This window comes from Pseudoalteromonas sp. SR43-3, assembly GCF_014163875.1.
In the GTDB taxonomy this organism is placed as follows: Bacteria; Pseudomonadota; Gammaproteobacteria; order Enterobacterales; family Alteromonadaceae; genus Pseudoalteromonas; species Pseudoalteromonas distincta.
This window is the reverse complement of sequence record NZ_JACJEC010000001.1, coordinates 222099-239490: the sequence shown is the minus strand read 5'-3', so window position 1 is coordinate 239490 and position 17392 is coordinate 222099. Positions and strand designations below refer to the sequence as shown.

Here is a 17392-nt window from a genome sequence, read left to right as displayed (position 1 = left end):
TAGGGTATGGTAAGTTAATAATGCGTGCCCATAAAGAGCTAATTTAACTAACCACTTAAATAAAATGTTTAACACCACAAAGCTTGAGCGCGTTACGCTGCGTTTAGTTACCCACAAACACGCAGCGTGTTTATTTAATATTTTAAATCACCCGCACGTGTCAGAATTTAACGACTACGAAACACCACTTAGCAAAACGCAAATCAAACAATTAATACAAGATGATATTAGTGCATATTACGAAGGTGAAGTAATTCGAGTTGCAATTGAACATAATATATCTGGAAAGTTAATGGGTACTTGTGGGCTTTATAATTTAACCCCGTGTAAAAGTAGTGCGTTTATAGGATTTGAGCTGCATCCTGACTTTTGGGATAAGGGCGTAATGTTTGAAGTGATGACCGGTTTTATTGAAACTCTAGTTAAGCATATTCCGCTTAAACATTTGTCTGCTGAGGTGAGTGCACATAATGCACGTTCCCATAATTTACTTATGAAACTGGGCTTTAGTTTAAGAGAAAATTCTATTTGGCATAAATCACTTTAACTCAAGACGGCAATTATAAGTGCTTACCTTTTTTCAATCCTTAATCCTTAAAGCTGAGTAAATAAAATACAAAAAATAGCGGCTTTCTATTATAGTTAAGCGTAAGCAAATGAATTTGTTACCCGTGTTTTATTAAACATTTACGCTTAACAAGGATTTTATATGCTAGAAAAACTCTCTCAAGATGCACTTGTAATTTGGGCGACCATTGACCCAATAGGCACTATGGCGCTGTTTGCTGCGCTTACTTCTCATTTAACTGATCAACAACGTCGTAAAACTGCATTTAAAACGGTACTTTATGCCGGGGGCGTATTATTGGGTTCTATTTTAATAGGGCAACTAATACTTAATGCGATGGGAATTAGGTTGGTGTCGTTTCAGTTAGGGGGCGGAATTATATTGTTTTTGTTTGGCCTGCAAATGATTTTTGGAAACGATTCTAACAAAGCCAAACAAGACCCCGATCACGATATAGCCGTGTTTCCGCTTGCTATACCTGCAACGGCGACTCCTGGCGCTATTTTGGCGGTAATACTACTTACCGATAACCACATACACCCAATTACTACTCAAATAGGCACAGCGCTTGTTACACTTGGTGTGTTGGGTATTACCTTAATACTGTTGCTGCTTTCGGGTAAAATAATTAAGCTAATTGGTACTGGCGGCGCGTCTATTTTAACGCGTGTGATGGGGATGATTTTAGCCGCGTTTTCGGTTGAGCTTATTATGACCGCGCTGGAAATAAAGCAATGGGTTAAGCTCGATTAAATAACTCCTAAACATTGAAAGGAATGCCGTATGGCAATAAAAATAACTAAACACTATATTATTAATTTAAGTTTAGCCGTAGTCATTTTTGCTATTGGTATTTTAGCTATACGTTATTATAACCATTATGTATCGGCCTTTACAGATGTAACAATTAACTCAAGCGTGCTTAATGAGTCGCGCAAAGTGTTTATAAGATTACCGACTAATTACAATCCTAAAAAAGCGTATCCGTTAATTATTAAAACCGATGGTAACTTTAATTTAGATACATGGGATAAAGCACTTACAAAACAAGCTAAGAGCGAAAAAGGGGATAAGGCTATATTAGTGTCTATTCCTAATTTGTTTTTTACAGATACACGTAATCGTGATTTAGTACCTCCTTATGCCCGCCAAGATGTAAATACACAAGCGCGTCCAGAGCATGAAACACTTATTGAACCAAATGGTGAAGCCGACAAGTTTTTAGCGTTTATTGAAACTGAGTTACTTCCGTATTTATCGGTAAAATATAAGCTTAGTAATAACCGTGTATTAAGTGGTTTTTCGGCAGGTGGTAGCTTTGTACTTTATACACTGCATACAAAGCCTGAATTGTTTAATGGCTATTTTGCTTTTAGCCCAGCGGCTTGGTATGACGATATGACCGTAGTAAATAATTTAGAAGCGTTTTTAAGTGCTCAAAATAACAAAGTTAAGTCGTCTACTTATTTATATCTCTCGGTGGGCGGGGCAGAGCATCCGCTAATGTTAAAAGCGTTTAGTAATTTAGAGGCCGCTTTAACAGCCAACCCTAACAATAACCTTGTGTGGCAAAGTGCTATAAACAAAGGTGCTGAGCATTCAGATAATCCATCAATTAGTGTGGCTAAGGCATTAGCTGGTTATAGTACGTTTATTAAAAAGTAGGTTAGATAGGTTTAAGTAATAACTGTATATATATACAGTTATCGTTGTTTTATCTATTTATGACAACGAATCAGCTTTATTATTAACGACTTACAAAGAAAGGTTGGTTTAAATTATTTTTGCACAGTAATTACACATACTGTTTTTATATACAGTTTACAACTATTAAATTAGAATACCGTCAGTACCCATGAGCATATACACATCTATTTGTTACTGCTTTTAATCAGCCTTTCGCCTTTGTGATCAGCAATAAGCAGTGTAAGTACTTTGCTATTTCAATATAGTTTCACATACTCTTAATACAGTTAATATAAATTGGCTGGTGGCTTTACAGCAAAAGAACACATCATACTAAATATTGCTATAACGCTAAACTTAGCAATAGAGTCAAATTAGAAAAAAGTAATCAAAGAGGTAATCAAAATAATAAAGCCAGCGATAACTACATCCACTAAAAATATAAATGCCGAGTGTGGACTATGAGTGCTTAATTAAAGTTTTTCCTCGCTCATAGTAATGAGCAGCAAAATGGTAAACGTAAAAAATAGGGGCATCGTGTATGGTGCTATTACAAATTAAAAAAGCAGATACCAGTGCGGCTGTTGATGCATTTGTTGAAATAGCCTTAAATGCAAAATCGAGTATTGAAAAAAGTATGGAAAAATAAAAAAAGCCCAGTTAAAAAAGTTAAAAGGGCTAAAAGGGTTGTGCTTAGAGAAGTTGTAGTCGTTTTATAAACTTATATTTAAAACTTATATTTAAAACTTATATCTAAAACCAAATGCTATACCGTCATCTTCCGACTGCTCCATTTGTGCTTGTTGCTCTTTGTTATCACTTTCAAAGTCGCTAAAGTCTTTACGCGCTTCTACGTAGGCAATAGTGTCTTCGTCAATTAAGTAGTGAAGGCCAATAACAGCAAACTGACGTTTAAATATATCGTCTGGGTCGGCGTTAAAGTTTGGCTGAATTACGTAATCATCACCTGCATCAAACACGTTGTAGGCAATAAAAGGGCGAAAATCGTTATCAAAGCGGTAAGATGCAAATGTTTCTACACCGATTGCGTCTTTAATTAAGCGACCAATGTTATCTGTGTCGTGGTTTTTGTTTTTATTTACGTTGGCTGCAACGTATAGGCCGGGCTCATCAATGTTGCCCCACATAATACCTGCACCATAAATTAAATCTTCAACTTTGCGAGTAGAACCATCGCCAAACGTTAAATCAAACTCACCACGGTTAACACCTGCTGTAAGTGTTAGCATGTCAGTTGGGGTATAAGTTACAGACGCACCAAATGTGTAATTAAATTCAACTTCTTGGGCTGCACTATCGCCAGAGTTCCAAAGTGCTTCACATTCTTCTTCTGAAATGTCGGTGACGTCACAGGTATAAAATTCGCTGTTTTTAAGCTGCGCTTGTACTGCAAAACTAAAATCGTTATAGCTATTGCGGTACTGCACTAATTTATCTCCACGGCCAGTGCCATTAACAGCGCCATCGTCTTTGTTATAGGTGTAAACACCAGCCGCATTGCCATCCCATACAAAGCTATTATTTGTGCCGTAAACTACGTCGTACCATGCACCCCATTGTTTACCAATGGTAAGTTGGCCATATTTTTCGTGCGAAAGCCCTGCGTAACCTAAACGGTTGTATAAAAACTCATCCTGGATAGACTCAAAACGATTGTTATAAATAATATCGCTGCTGCCAACAGGGTTTACACCCCATTCTACGAGTGCGAGTGCGGTCCAGTCTTTCTTAAGCTTTCGGCTAAATCCAAAGTTAATGCGCGAGGTACCGTTAACAACTTCGGTTTCGTTTTGTGTATTAATTACACGCACATCAAGATATCCACCAACTTCAACAGTATTTTTGTCATCTTTGTATAATTCTACAGCCGAAACAGCGGGTGCGAATACAATACTTGCGCTAATAAGCGTCGCTAATTTTTTGTTCATCTTGTGTGTTGCCCTGTGTAAATTGGTCAATTTTTTACGTAGGTAAAAATTCAGATTCGAAGACTAACAAAGCAATAAACGGCTCAAAAGTGAAAAATACTCAATAAAATTAATCGTTAAACTTAACGGATATTCACTAAAGGTTAATTTTGTTTTTCAGGTGTTGCAAAAGTTTATGTTTTTAATGATTTGATAGGTAAATAGGATGATAAATTAGCGATGTATAAAAATTGTAATTTGAATTAATTTCATCTTGGTTAAAAAGTAGTAACTAGTGTAAAAGCTCTAAAAGTACTTTATTTTCATAAATATAACTTTTTATTATTACAAGGTGAACAAAAATGAGTTAAGTAGACACACAAACACGTTAAAAGTGTTTTTACTCTAATTTGTATCGTAATTTCTAATCTCTTATGCCTGTTTATAAAACATACTTTATGGATTTTAATTAGAATTAGTTGAATAAAAATTAACGAAACCATTAAATCTAATCCGTTATTTTTACTACTAACTACATAGCCATAATAAATGGCTAAAACGCAGTAGTTTGCTTTTAAACTTTCATAGAAAAACAGGCCATTTTGGTTTAAACTGCGCGCAATTTAAATACATCATTACTCCTTTGGAGGGTAGCGCTATTATTAGTACAGCTAATGTCACCATGCAATTTGGTGCTAAACCATTATTTGAAAATATCTCAGCAAAATTTGGCGATGGTAACCGTTACGGTTTAATCGGTGCAAATGGTTGTGGTAAATCAACATTTATGAAAATTTTAAGTGGTGAGCTTGAAGCGTCTTCAGGTAATGTAAGTACTGATCCTAACGAACGTGTTGCTAAACTTAATCAAGATCAGTTTGCCTACGAAGAATACTCAGTAATCGATACCGTGATTATGGGCCACAAAGAGTTGTGGGAAATTAAACAAGAACGAGACCGTATTTACTCTTTACCTGAAATGAGTGAAGAAGACGGTATGAAAGTAGCCGATCTTGAAACTGAATTTGCTGAAATGGATGGTTACTCTGCAGAATCTAAAGCAGGTGAGCTTTTATTAGGTGTAGGTATTGGCACTGACCAACACTTTGGCCCAATGTCAGAAATTGCACCGGGTTTTAAGCTGCGCGTGCTACTTGCACAGGTATTATTTTCAGACCCAGACATTATGCTACTTGATGAGCCTACTAATAACTTGGATATTTACACCATCAAGTGGTTAGAAGACGTGTTAAATCAGCGCGACTGTACCATGATAATCATCTCGCATGACCGTCACTTTTTAAACTCTGTGTGTACACACATGGCCGACATTGACTACGGCGAGCTTCGTATTTACCCAGGTAATTATGACGAATACATGTTTGCAGCAACGCAAGCACGTGAGCAATTACTTAACGAAAACGCGAAAAAGAAAAACCAAATTGCTGAACTTCAACAGTTTGTATCTCGTTTCTCTGCTAATGCATCTAAAGCTAAGCAAGCAACATCGCGTGCTAAACGTATCGACAAAATCCAATTAGACGAAGTTAAAGCATCTTCACGCCAAACGCCGTTTATCCGTTTTGATCAAGAAAAGCAGTTATTCAGAAACGCACTTGAAATGACAAACTTAACACAAGGTTTTGACGACAATATGTTGTTTTCTGGACTTGAAGGTTTAGTAGAAGTTGGCGAACGTATTGCTATTATTGGTGAAAATGGTGTTGGTAAAACAACATTACTTAATACATTAGCAGGGCGCCTAGCACCTAAAGCTGGTGAGTTTAAGTTCTCAGAAAACGCGAATATTGGTTACTACGCGCAAGATCACGCTGATGAGTTTGCAACCGACATGAACTTGTTTCAGTGGATGGAGCAATGGCAACAAGAAGGCGACGACGAGCAAGTGGTTCGTAGCTTCTTAGGCCGTATGTTATTCTCTCAAAACGATATTAAAAAATCAGTTAAAGTAATTTCAGGTGGTGAGCAAGGCCGCATGTTGTTTGGTAAAATTATGATGCATAAGCCAAACATATTGTTAATGGATGAGCCAACTAACCACATGGATATGGAATCAATTGAAGCGCTTAACTTAGCCCTTGAAGCTTACGAGGGTACATTGATGTTTGTTTCCCACGACCGTCAGTTTGTATCATCGGTTGCAACCCGTATTTGGGAAATTAAAGACGGTAAAGTTATCGACTTTAGAGGCAACTACGCCGAATACTTAGCGAGTAAAGAAGCTTAATTAGCTATTTACCCGTTAACTCTGAAAAGCCATGTTTAAACATGGCTTTTTTTGTTTTTGTGAGTCGCAATTAAACTTGGTTTGGGTATAATACCCGCCTAAAACCGGACATAAGTCCGCTATTTTTAAAATACATTACTGAGGAGTATTTATGACTGTTGGCATTATTATGGGTTCAAAATCAGATTGGCCAACCATGGAACATGCAGCACTTATGCTAGAGCATTTTGGCATTAAGTACGAAACCAAAGTCGTGTCTGCACACCGCACTCCTCAATTACTTGCTGATTACGCAAGTTCAGCCGCAGAACGTGGTATTAAAGTTATTATTGCTGGTGCTGGCGGCGCAGCGCATTTACCTGGTATGGCGGCTGCTTTTACGTCGCTTCCTGTACTTGGCGTACCTGTAAAATCAAAAGCATTAAATGGTGTTGATTCACTTTTATCTATTTGCCAAATGCCTAAAGGCGTTGCAGTAGGTACGCTTGCAATTGGTGAGCCGGGCGCAGCAAACGCGGGTTTATTAGCTGCACAAATTTTAGGATGTCAAAATCCAGAAATTTTTGCAAAAATTGAAGCGTTTCGTAAAGCTCAAACCGACACTATATTAGCTAATCCAAACCCTGCAGAGTAATGATGAATATTTTAATATTAGGTGCAGGGCAACTTGCACGTATGATGAGCCTTGCAGGAGCGCCGCTTAATTTAAACGTTGTTGCGTACGATGTAGGCAGTAAACAAATTATGCACCCGCTAACCGGTGAGGTTTATAACACGTCGCTTGAGCAAGCAATATCAAACGCTGATGCCATTACTGCCGAGTTTGAGCACATTCCTGATGATGTTTTAACCCTTTGCTGTAACAGTAATAAGTTTTACCCAGGTAAAGCCGCTATTAAAACCGGTGGCGATCGCTCGCTTGAAAAGGCATTGCTTGATAAAACAAACGTAACTTGTGCGCCGTACCAATTAATTACTGAAAAAGCGCATTTAGAACTTGCCGTTAAAACTCTAGGTAAACCACTTGTAATTAAAACATGCCAAGCGGGTTACGACGGAAAAGGCCAATGGCGTTTAAAATCAGATAGTCAAATAGACGAAATTTGGTCTGAAATGGCTGATTTTATTGCATCGGGCACAGAGCTTTCGCCACATACAATTATTGCTGAAAAAATGATCCCGTTTGATCGTGAAGTATCTATTATTGGTGCGCGCGATAAACACGGTAATGTTGCTATTTATCCGCTAACAGAAAACGAGCACACAAATGGTGTATTAACGCTTTCTATTGCCGGTAAAAATAATCAAAGTGTTGAAGCTCAAGCAAACGATGCATTTACAAAAATAGCAAACGAGCTTAACTACGTTGGCGTATTAGCAATTGAGTTTTTTGATGTAAGAGGCACGTTACTCGTTAACGAAATTGCACCGCGCGTACATAACTCTGGCCACTGGACGCAACAAGGTTGCCAATGCTCGCAGTTTGAAAACCACATGCGTGCTGTTGCAGGCTTACCGCTTGGTAATACAGAGCTTAAACACATTACCGCGATGATAAACGTATTAGGCCAACCAAGTATTCCAAGTGAAGTATTAAAAACAGTTGATGTAACGAGCCATTGGTACGGTAAAACTGCAAAACCAGGTCGTAAAATGGGCCATATTAATGTATCAGCTGTTAATATGAGTGAGCTTGCAGACAAACTTGGTGAACTTACAGAGTACCTACCAGAGCAAGATTATCCTGGTATTTTAAAAGCAGCTGCCAATTTACTGCTCAGTGAATAGTTATCATACCTTTATATAAATACCGGCTTAAGCCGGTATTTTTTTGTCATAAAAATGGGCTTTGAATATGTAATACTGTTAAAGTCTAATTTTAAATTTGTGAAGTAAAACAATGAAACTAAAAACAATATCTGGCGTGCTAGCCATTACTGCATTATTTAGCTTAAATACATTTGCATCGGAATCTCTTCGTGTTGCAACTTTTAATGTAAGTATGGATGCAACTAATCACACGCCTAAAGGTGAGCAAGTTAAAAGTGATGCTTTAGTTAATGCACTTAAAGCTAACCACCAGCAAATTAAGAACATAGCGGAAATTATTCAGCGTGTTCGCCCTGATATTATTTTACTTAACGAATTTGATTACATCCCAAAAGAGCAAGGCATTGAATACTTTAATCAGCATTATTTAAATGTAGGTCAGCAAAAACAAGCCGCTATTAACTACCCTTACTCTTATATTGCACCAGTAAATACAGGCCTAGCTACCGAGTTTGATTTAGATAACGATGGCAAAAAAAATGGCGTGATGGGCGATGCACAAGGCTTTGGCTTTTTTGAAGGGCATTATGGCATGGCTATTTTGTCAAAATACCCAATTAATTTTGATAAAGTAAGAACCCTTCAAACCTTTAAATATAAAGACATGCCAAATGCACAAATGCCTGTAATGCCTAAAACAGGTGAACACTGGTATAACGCACAAGAATGGCAAGCACTTAGGCTCAGTTCTAAATCGTTTTGGGATTTACCTATTAGCGTAAATGATAAAACAATTCATGTTATTGCATCTCACCCAACACCGCCTGTATTTGACGGTGAAGAGGATAGAAACGGCAAGCGTAACCACGATGAAGTAAAGTTAATTGCCGATTACATTTCAAATGCTAAGTATATTTATGACGATAAAGGCGAAAAGGGCGGTTTAAAAGTTCACTCTCGTTTTGTTATTTTAGGCGATTTAAATGCAGCCCCTGAGGGGGACAAAGCCCGTACAAATACCACCGACCAATTACTTAAAAACCCACTTATCAACGCAAGCTTTGTTCCAAAAAGCGAAGGTGCTAAAGAGCAGTATGATGTGCCATATGCACAAAATTACAGTGCTAATTGGCAAGCCCGTGTTGATTACGTTTTACCATCAAACTATGGTTTAAAAATTAAGGACGGTGGTGTGTTTTGGCCTACTAAAATGAGTAGTGAGTATCGCTTAATTAAAGATAGAAACGCATCGAGCGATCACCGCATGGTTTGGCTTGATTTGGTAATTGAATAACGCCTGTTAACAAGAGAAGCGCTAGTAAACTGAGCTTTACCCTGTTTAATGGCTATTTATCTTAAAAAATTGCAATAACTTAAGTGCTTCTGCTTAAATACGGCTTAATTATAATAACCGTATAGAAGCACTATGATTTTTAATTTTTCTTCATCTAAAACGTTAGTGGCCTTAGCTGTTGCCTCAAGTGTTATGCTTGCAGGTTGTAGCGCTACCGCTAATACCTCTTCAACACAGCAAAGTGCTTTACCAGCAACCAAGGTTGCTGCGGTTGTAAACACGCCAACAGATATCGGCTCACAAAAAATAACGCTAGAACAAGCAATGGCCGATCCCGATTGGATGGGTAATCAGCCAGAGAGCGCTTATTGGGCAAGCGATTCAGCTACTATTATTTATACTCAAAAAGAGCAAGGTAATACATTACGCAATTTATTTAGCCAATCTGTTACTAGCCAAACAGCAGAGCAAGTAGCTCTTAATAAACTTCATACTGTGGGTTCTAATAAAGCCGTATATTCTAAAAATAAAACAATGGCGGCTTACACATTTAAAGGCAATGTGTTTGTTAAAAACCTAAAAACCGGTGAACTTAAGCAAATTACAGCTACATCAGCAAACGAGTCTAAACCACAATTTTTAAATAACGGCGATTTAGTTTACCACCAAGGCAATGTGTTTTTTAAAGTTGATTTAAAAACAGGCTTAACGAGCGAGCTTGCTAACTTAAAACTTGCTGATGAGCCAAAAGGGATTGAAGAGCCAAGCACGTATATTGCTAAAGAGCAGCATAAATTGATTAAGTTTGTGGCGCTTCAACAAAAAAATAAAAAAGACAAGCAAGCACGTAATGAGCAAATTAATGAACAAAACGATTCAATTGCTAATACGGCTTACTACTTAGGTGACGGTAATAAAGTTGCTGAGGCTCAGCTTTCGCCAAATGGTGATGCGTTATTAGTCGTTGTACAAAAGCAAACTGATTGGCGTGGTGATGGTGATATTATGCCAAATTACATCACTAATGATGCAACCATTGAGCCTAAAAAAGCACGCCGCCGTGTAGCTGACGCTAAAGAAGAAACCTCAAAGCTTGTATACATCAATTTAACTAACAAAGAACAAACTTCACTTAGCTTTAATACCTTACCGGGCTTTGACGAAGATGTTTTAGCCGCAGTTAAAAAAGAAAATTATGCACGTGATGGTAAAGCATATAAGTCTAAAAAGGCGCCTCGTGGCATTAACCTTATTATGGACTGGGGTTTTGAGCAAAGCCCAATAGTATGGAACGATGACGGCTCGCAAGTGGCTATCATGCTCGAAGCATGGGACAACAAAGACCGTTGGCTTGCTACTGTAGATTTTAAAAACAACAAACTTGTGTCGCAACATCGCCTGCATGACGACGCATGGATTGCTTATGCGTTTAACGACTTTGGGTGGTTACATAACTCGAACACGCTTTATTACCTATCGGAAGAGTCGGGTTACAGCCAGCTTTATAAAAAACCAGTTAATGGTAGTGCAACCGCGCTAACACAAGGCCAATTTGAGGTTTCTAACTTAACGCTTACAAGTGACGACAGCGCAATTTATTATAAAGCGAATGTTGAACACCCAGGTCTGTACGAAATTTACCGCGTTAACCCGCAAACTGGTAAGAGTGAGCAAGTTACTGACTTAAACGGCATGACCGATTACACGTTGAGCCCAGATGAAACCAAGTTACTCCTTAAGCACTCTACAATTACGATGCCTAATGAGCTTTATGTAGCTGACGCACAAGCCAATACAAAAGCAACGCGATTAACTCATACAGTGTCGGATGAGTTTTTAGCTAAAAAGCTAACTGCACCTAAAATTGTTGCTGTGCCATCGAGCCATACCGAACAACCAATATACGCAAAAGTGTACTACCCAGCTGATTACGTTGAAGGTGAAGTAGGTAAAAATCGCAAAGCAGTTATTTTTAACCACGGCGCGGGTTACTTACAAAACTCACATATGGGATTTTCGGTTTATTTTCGTGAATTTATGTTTCATTCATTGCTCGCTGATGAAGGTTACATAGTAATGGATATGGATTACCGCGCATCTAAAGGTTACGGGCGTGATTGGCGCACCGCAATTTATCGTCAAATGGGAACGCCTGAAACACAAGATTTAGCCGATGGCGTTAAATGGATGGCGCAAAATGCCAACGTTGATACCAAAGCAGTCGGCACTTATGGTGGCTCTTACGGCGGCTTTATGACCTTTATGGCATTGTTTACCGCGCCTGAGTTGTTTCAATCGGGTGCGGCACTTAGACCTGTTACCGATTGGGCACATTACAATACAGGTTATACAGCTAATATATTAAACCATCCTGATGTTGACCCGATTGCGTATGAGCGCAGCTCGCCAATTTATTACGCTGAGGGCTTAAACAAACGTTTATTAATTAATGCCCCAATGGTTGACGATAACGTGTTTTTTCAAGACTCAGTGCGTTTAGTACAGCGCTTAATAGAGCTTGAAAAACAAAACTTTGAAACAGCTATATTCCCTGTTGAACCGCATGGCTTTGTACAGCCTTCAAGCTGGTTAGACGAATACCGCCGTATTCATAAATTATTTAAAGAAACGCTTTAAGCTTTAATTATAAAAACAAAAACGCCGCATTGGTTTAGTTAACTAATGCGGCGTTTTTATTGGGTTGAACAAAATCTAACTTTATTTTTTCTTTTTAAAGAGCTCTATAACCAGTGGTATGGCAAGCAGGGTCCCGCCAATTACACCAATTAAATGTGCATCAATAGCCACAGTGGAGTTAATAAGCTTTCCTATATCAGCATTAGGGCCGCTAAATTGCTCAAACGCTATTTTAATCCATACGCCTATAAATAATAAATAACCCGACTTAAGCCCTACGGTTATATCTTTAACTGCGCCCCAAATAATTACACCATGCAGTAGGGCACTTAATCCGGTGTAAATATGTATGTTTGGGCAAAACCAATAAACACCGAGTCCACACCACAGTGCTAGCGCACTTATATTAACGGCGTAACGAGTAGGTGATGTGTATTCGCCATGTAGTAACCATATTAGTAAAACACCACTGGCATTTAGTCCCAAATGAGCCCAATTAGCATGAACAAATTGGCTAGAAAAAATTCGCCACAGTTCGCCATCATCAATTAGGCTTCGGTTAAATTCAAGTAAACTATTTAAATCAAATGCAGCAAAAATGGTACTAAAAAGCAGCAAAATAATAGGCGGTAATATATAACGAGGTTGAATAGGTAAATTAAGCATTTTATTATATTTTTTTAGTCAAAATTTTTGCATATTGTGCCCGTTTAACTTTAAGATGCCAAATACAACTACGTAATTAAGTGTTTTTAGTATTTTTATGCATTTTAAACTTAACTCATTATTTGCCATTGGGCTGTGCGCAGTATCACTGCCTTCATTAGCACAGCAAACAACTCAAATTGAAACTCGCGAACCTGAAGCTGCTACCGGATTAATCCATAAAAAAGTGGTGCAAGGTGATAAATACATGGTAGCTGCGGCAAATCCATATGCCTCAAAAGCCGGTCAACAAATTTTAGCCCAAGGCGGCAGTGCCGTAGATGCTGCGATTGCTACTCAACTAGTGCTTACCTTAGTTGAACCGCAATCCTCAGGTATCGGCGGTGGTACATTTATGATGTATTACAACAAAGCTAACAATAAATTGACTAGTTTTGATGGCCGCGAAACAGCACCTGCAAATGCAGACGAAACGCTGTTTTTAGATAAACACGGTAAAGCCGTTAAATGGATTGAAGCCGTAGTAGGTGGACGCTCTGTTGGTGTACCCGGTATTTTACATGCCTTTGCAGGCGCACATAAACAATACGGTACATTACCGTGGGAAGCGCTTTTTAAACCGGCTATTGAACTTGCAGAACAAGGATTTGTAGTTTCGCCGCGTTTACATGGCTTATTAGCCCGACAGTTAAACCCTGGCGTGTTGAGCATGCCAATTATTAACGAATACTTTTACCCAAATGGTAAATTAATTGAAGTGGGTAGTGTTAAAAAGAATCAACCACTTGCTGATTTGTACAAAGACATTGCAAAGCAGGGCATTGATGCATTTTACAAAGGCGAAAATGCAAAACAAATGGTTAATGCGGTACAACACTCTAAAATTGCCCCTGGTAAATTAAGCGTACAAGATTTAGCAGATTATAAAAGTAAAGAGCGCGATGCGGTATGTATTCAATACCGTGCTTATAACGTGTGTTCTATGGCGCCACCAAGTAGTGGCGGCGTAGCAGTACTGCAAATGCTTGGCTTGCTGGAACATAAAGATATGAGCGCACTTAAGCCAAATGGCGAAAAGGCGATTCATTACTTTAGCCAAGCTTCGCGTATTGCATTTGCCGATCGCGATATGTACATGGGCGATCCCGATTTTACTCAAGTACCTACACAAGAGCTCTTAAACAAAGATTATATTGCCTCACGCGCTAAATTAATTACCGAAACAGACCAAAAAGCCGTAGCAGGTAATCCTGTAGGGTACTTAAGTTATGCAATGGATGATTCATACGAGTTACCTTCTACCTCACATGTATCTATTGTAGATAGTAAAGGTAATGCCGTTTCGATGACCAGTTCAATTGAAATGGCGTTTGGCTCTACGGTTATGGTTAATGGCTTTATTTTAAATAACCAACTAACTGACTTTTCGTTATCGCCACGTAAAAACGGCAAGCTTGTAGCAAACCGTGTAGAGGCTGGTAAACGCCCGCGTAGCTCTATGTCACCGGTAATGGTATTTAATAAAGATGGTAGCTTACGCTTAATCGTAGGCTCACCTGGTGGTAGCCGTATCATCGATTACGTTGCACAAGTTGTTGTGGGTGTTATTGACTGGAATTTATCAGCCCAAGACGCCATTAACTTACCGCGTACAACAAATCGTAACGATTACACCAGCCTTGAAAAAGGCACAACCATTGAAGCCATTGCGCCTGCGCTTACTAAACGCGGCCACAATGTACGTATTATTGATTTAAACTCAGGCTTACACGCAGTTGAAGTTAAAAATAATACCTTATATGGTGGCGCTGATCCGCGCCGTGAAGGTGTTGCGTTATCTGATTTAACTGATAATAACGCCACTATCAAATTTTAAATTATGTATAATATGCATGCGGGCAGTGAAGCCCGCATGTATTTTCTCTCAATGGTCTGACTAGCTTAATTGTCGTTGCAATTAAACCTCTAACACTGATAATGACAGATCATAACTTAAGACTCCGTTAAAGCCTGGAAATATGACAACTAATACTGATCCTAACTACTTATATATTCATCATTCTGGCCCTGGCCTAATTGAAACACCGCTATTAAATAAAGGCAGCGCCTTTAGTAAAAAAGAACGCGAAAATTTCAATCTTGCTGGTTTACTTCCTCCTCGCTTTGAAACAATTGAAGAGCAAGTTGAGCGTTGTTATCAGCAGTATTCTAGCTTTACCGACAACCTTAATAAGCATATTTACTTACGTGCGATTCAAGATAACAACGAAACACTTTACTACCGTTTAGTGCGTGACCACCTTGAAGAAATGATGCCAATCATTTACACACCGACAGTGGGCGATGCTTGTGAAAAATTCTCTGACATTTATCGCAGCGCACGTGGTTTATTTATTTCGTATGAAGATCGCTACCAAATTGACGACATTTTACGCAACGCTACCAAAGGTAAAGTAAAAGTTATTGTTGTAACCGATGGCGAGCGTATTTTAGGCCTTGGCGATCAGGGTATTGGTGGCATGGGTATTCCAATTGGTAAATTGTCACTTTACACAGCGTGTGGTGGTATAAGCCCAGCATACACATTGCCTGTAATGCTTGATGTGGGTACTAATAACGAAAAGCTTTTAAACGATCCTATGTACATGGGCGCACGCCATAAGCGAATTGCTCAAGACGAATACGATGAGTTTTTAGATTTATTCATTAAAGCGGTTAAACGTCGCTGGCCAAATGTATTACTTCAGTTTGAAGATTTTGCACAGCCAAATGCAATGCCATTACTTAAGCGCTACCGCAATGAAATTTGTAGCTTTAACGATGACATTCAAGGTACTGCGGCTGTAACGGTAGGTTCTTTACTTGCTGCGTGTCGTGTTAAAAATTCAACCCTAAGCCAGCAAAAAGTAGTATTTGTGGGTGCAGGCTCTGCTGGTTGTGGTATTGCTGAGCAAATTATTAGCCAAATGGTTTTTGAAGGTATTTCAGAAGCACAAGCGCGTAGCCAAGTATTTATGGTTGACCGTTTTGGTTTGCTTAGTGAGGGTATGGAAGGCTTACGCGATTTCCAACAAGCACTTGCACAACCTACAGGCTCGTTAAGTGATTGGACGTACAGCGGCGAGTACGCATCACTGCTTGATGTTATGCACTGTGCTGAGCCTGACATTTTGATTGGTGTTTCTGGTCAACCTGGCTTATTTACAGAACAAGTAATACGCGCTATGCATGCCGGTTGTGAACAGCCAATTATTTTCCCATTAAGTAATCCATCTAAGCAAGTAGAAGCGCATCCTGCTGATGTGATTAAGTGGACTGACGGTAAAGCACTTGTTGCCACAGGTAGCCCATTTGATCCTGTTGAGTACAATGGCGAGACGTTCCCAATCCCACAATGTAACAACAGTTATATTTTCCCGGGTATTGGTTTAGGGGTTATTGCCGCTAAAGCGACACGCATTACAGATGCAATGTTAAGTGTATCTAGCGAAATGCTTGCAGAGTCGTCGCCGCGTGCAAACACAGGTAAAGGTAGTTTATTACCAGCCTTGACTGAAATTGAAACGCTAAGTAAACGTATTGCATTTGCCATTGCTAAAAAAGCAATCGAAGAGGGCGTTGCTCTTGAGATTACTGATGATGCGTTATGGGCAGCAATCGACAAAAATTACTGGTTACCAAAATACCGTAACTATAAACGTTGTAGTGTTTAATAACGGTACCCGTAATTTAAAGTAAATGAGGCTGTACGCTAAGTTACAGCCATTAACAAAAAACAGGCAATTGCCTGTTTTTTTGTGCTTGTTCATATTTAATTAACCACGTAAGGTCTTTAATAATATTTACAAAATTAAAGGATCGACTTAATGAAAACACTGACACTGGTTTTAGGTAGTGCACTGGCTTTTAACGTACTTAGTTTTGATGCACTTGCGGCAGCAACTCCCGATGCTCCTCATATTTATGTTAAAGGCGAAGCGACTCTTACTACAATGCCTGATTACGTACAGCTTAGCGTAGGCATTACCGAAGTTGATAAAGACTTAATTGCTGCTAAAAATAAAACCGACTTAACTATCGCCAAGGCAATTAAGCTCGTAAAAGAGATTGGTGTTAAAGAGGGAGATATAAACGCAGGGCAAATTTCAATAAACCGTGATAGCCAATACAACCGCACTACCGGTAATCAAGAATTTAAAGGCTTTAAGGTTTCTCGTACGTTAACAGTAAAACTCAGCGATATAAATAAATACCCTGAGTTACTACAAAGCTTAGTTAACAACGGTATTAACGAAATTAATCAAACGCAATTTTTAGCAAGCAACTACAACGAGCTGCATAAAAAAGCGCAAAAGTTAGCAATTAAAGACGCACGGGATGCTGCAAAAGAGTTTAGTGAAGATTATGACGTTGATTTAAAAGGATTATACAGCGCGTCACTAAGTCCACTCAATGTGCAGTCGCAGCCTTATATGCGCGCAGAAAAAGTAATGATGGCTGATAGCGCACCAAGTAACTATGTACCTGATGCCTACCATGCTGGAGAGATTAAAGTAACAGCGTCAAGCTATGCTGTGTACTACATAGATTAAACT

13 protein-coding genes are annotated in these 17392 nt (G+C 38.9%); 11 read left to right on the top strand and 2 right to left on the bottom strand.

What is annotated here, in order from left to right; all coding sequences use genetic code 11:
- The first annotated feature begins 64 nt into the window (after window positions 1-64).
- From H5088_RS01030 to H5088_RS01020, 3 genes are all read left to right on the top strand, one after another.
- Window positions 65-547 (top strand): GNAT family N-acetyltransferase, encoded by a 483-nt coding sequence (locus tag H5088_RS01030; protein ID WP_182752001.1) that lies wholly within the window; start codon window positions 65-67, stop codon window positions 545-547.
- A gap of 162 nt (window positions 548-709) precedes the next feature.
- Window positions 710-1321 (top strand): MarC family protein, encoded by a 612-nt coding sequence (locus tag H5088_RS01025; protein WP_033029579.1) that lies wholly within the window; start codon window positions 710-712, stop codon window positions 1319-1321.
- 30 nt (window positions 1322-1351) lie between these two features.
- Window positions 1352-2233: an alpha/beta hydrolase gene (locus tag H5088_RS01020; RefSeq protein WP_182752000.1), complete on the top strand. Its 882-nt coding sequence runs from the start codon at window positions 1352-1354 to the stop codon at window positions 2231-2233.
- A 761-nt stretch (window positions 2234-2994) separates the two neighbouring features.
- Here the strand turns inward: H5088_RS01020 and H5088_RS01010 are convergent.
- Window positions 2995-4203: a porin gene (locus H5088_RS01010; RefSeq protein ID WP_182751999.1), complete on the bottom strand. Its 1209-nt coding sequence runs from the start codon at window positions 4201-4203 to the stop codon at window positions 2995-2997.
- 637 nt (window positions 4204-4840) lie between these two features.
- Here H5088_RS01010 and H5088_RS01005 point away from each other — a divergent pair.
- The 5 genes from H5088_RS01005 (at window position 4841) to H5088_RS00985 (ending at window position 12131) form a co-directional block, all read left to right on the top strand.
- Window positions 4841-6430 carry an ABC-F family ATPase gene (locus H5088_RS01005; protein WP_182752123.1) on the top strand — a complete coding sequence of 530 codons (1590 nt, stop codon included), beginning with the start codon at window positions 4841-4843 and terminating at the stop codon, window positions 6428-6430.
- Between the two features lie 151 nt (window positions 6431-6581).
- Window positions 6582-7064 (top strand): 5-(carboxyamino)imidazole ribonucleotide mutase, encoded by a 483-nt coding sequence (purE, locus tag H5088_RS01000; RefSeq protein WP_002962540.1) that lies wholly within the window; start codon window positions 6582-6584, stop codon window positions 7062-7064.
- A 2-nt stretch (window positions 7065-7066) separates the two neighbouring features.
- Window positions 7067-8218, top strand: a complete 1152-nt coding sequence (locus H5088_RS00995; protein ID WP_182752122.1) for a 5-(carboxyamino)imidazole ribonucleotide synthase — start codon at window positions 7067-7069, stop codon at window positions 8216-8218.
- Between the two features lie 112 nt (window positions 8219-8330).
- On the top strand, window positions 8331-9494 hold the full coding sequence (locus H5088_RS00990) for an endonuclease/exonuclease/phosphatase family protein (RefSeq protein WP_182751998.1): 1164 nt from the start codon (window positions 8331-8333) through the stop codon (window positions 9492-9494).
- 132 nt (window positions 9495-9626) lie between these two features.
- A complete protein-coding gene (locus H5088_RS00985; protein WP_182751997.1) occupies window positions 9627-12131 on the top strand; it encodes a prolyl oligopeptidase family serine peptidase in 2505 nt (834 codons plus the stop codon).
- Between the two features lie 81 nt (window positions 12132-12212).
- Here the strand turns inward: H5088_RS00985 and rrtA are convergent, their stop codons facing one another.
- Entirely contained in the window at window positions 12213-12797 is a 585-nt protein-coding gene (gene rrtA / locus H5088_RS00980; RefSeq protein ID WP_182751996.1) for a rhombosortase, read from the bottom strand.
- A gap of 97 nt (window positions 12798-12894) precedes the next feature.
- Here rrtA and ggt point away from each other — a divergent pair, with 97 nt between their 5' ends.
- The 3 genes from ggt (at window position 12895) to H5088_RS00965 (ending at window position 17389) form a co-directional block, all read left to right on the top strand.
- Window positions 12895-14673: a gamma-glutamyltransferase gene (gene ggt, locus H5088_RS00975; protein ID WP_182751995.1), complete on the top strand. Its 1779-nt coding sequence runs from the start codon at window positions 12895-12897 to the stop codon at window positions 14671-14673.
- Between the two features lie 142 nt (window positions 14674-14815).
- Window positions 14816-16510: an NAD-dependent malic enzyme gene (locus tag H5088_RS00970; protein WP_002962527.1), complete on the top strand. Its 1695-nt coding sequence runs from the start codon at window positions 14816-14818 to the stop codon at window positions 16508-16510.
- A gap of 153 nt (window positions 16511-16663) precedes the next feature.
- Entirely contained in the window at window positions 16664-17389 is a 726-nt protein-coding gene (locus tag H5088_RS00965; RefSeq protein ID WP_024604383.1) for an SIMPL domain-containing protein, read from the top strand.
- Window positions 17390-17392: the final 3 nt, after the last annotated feature.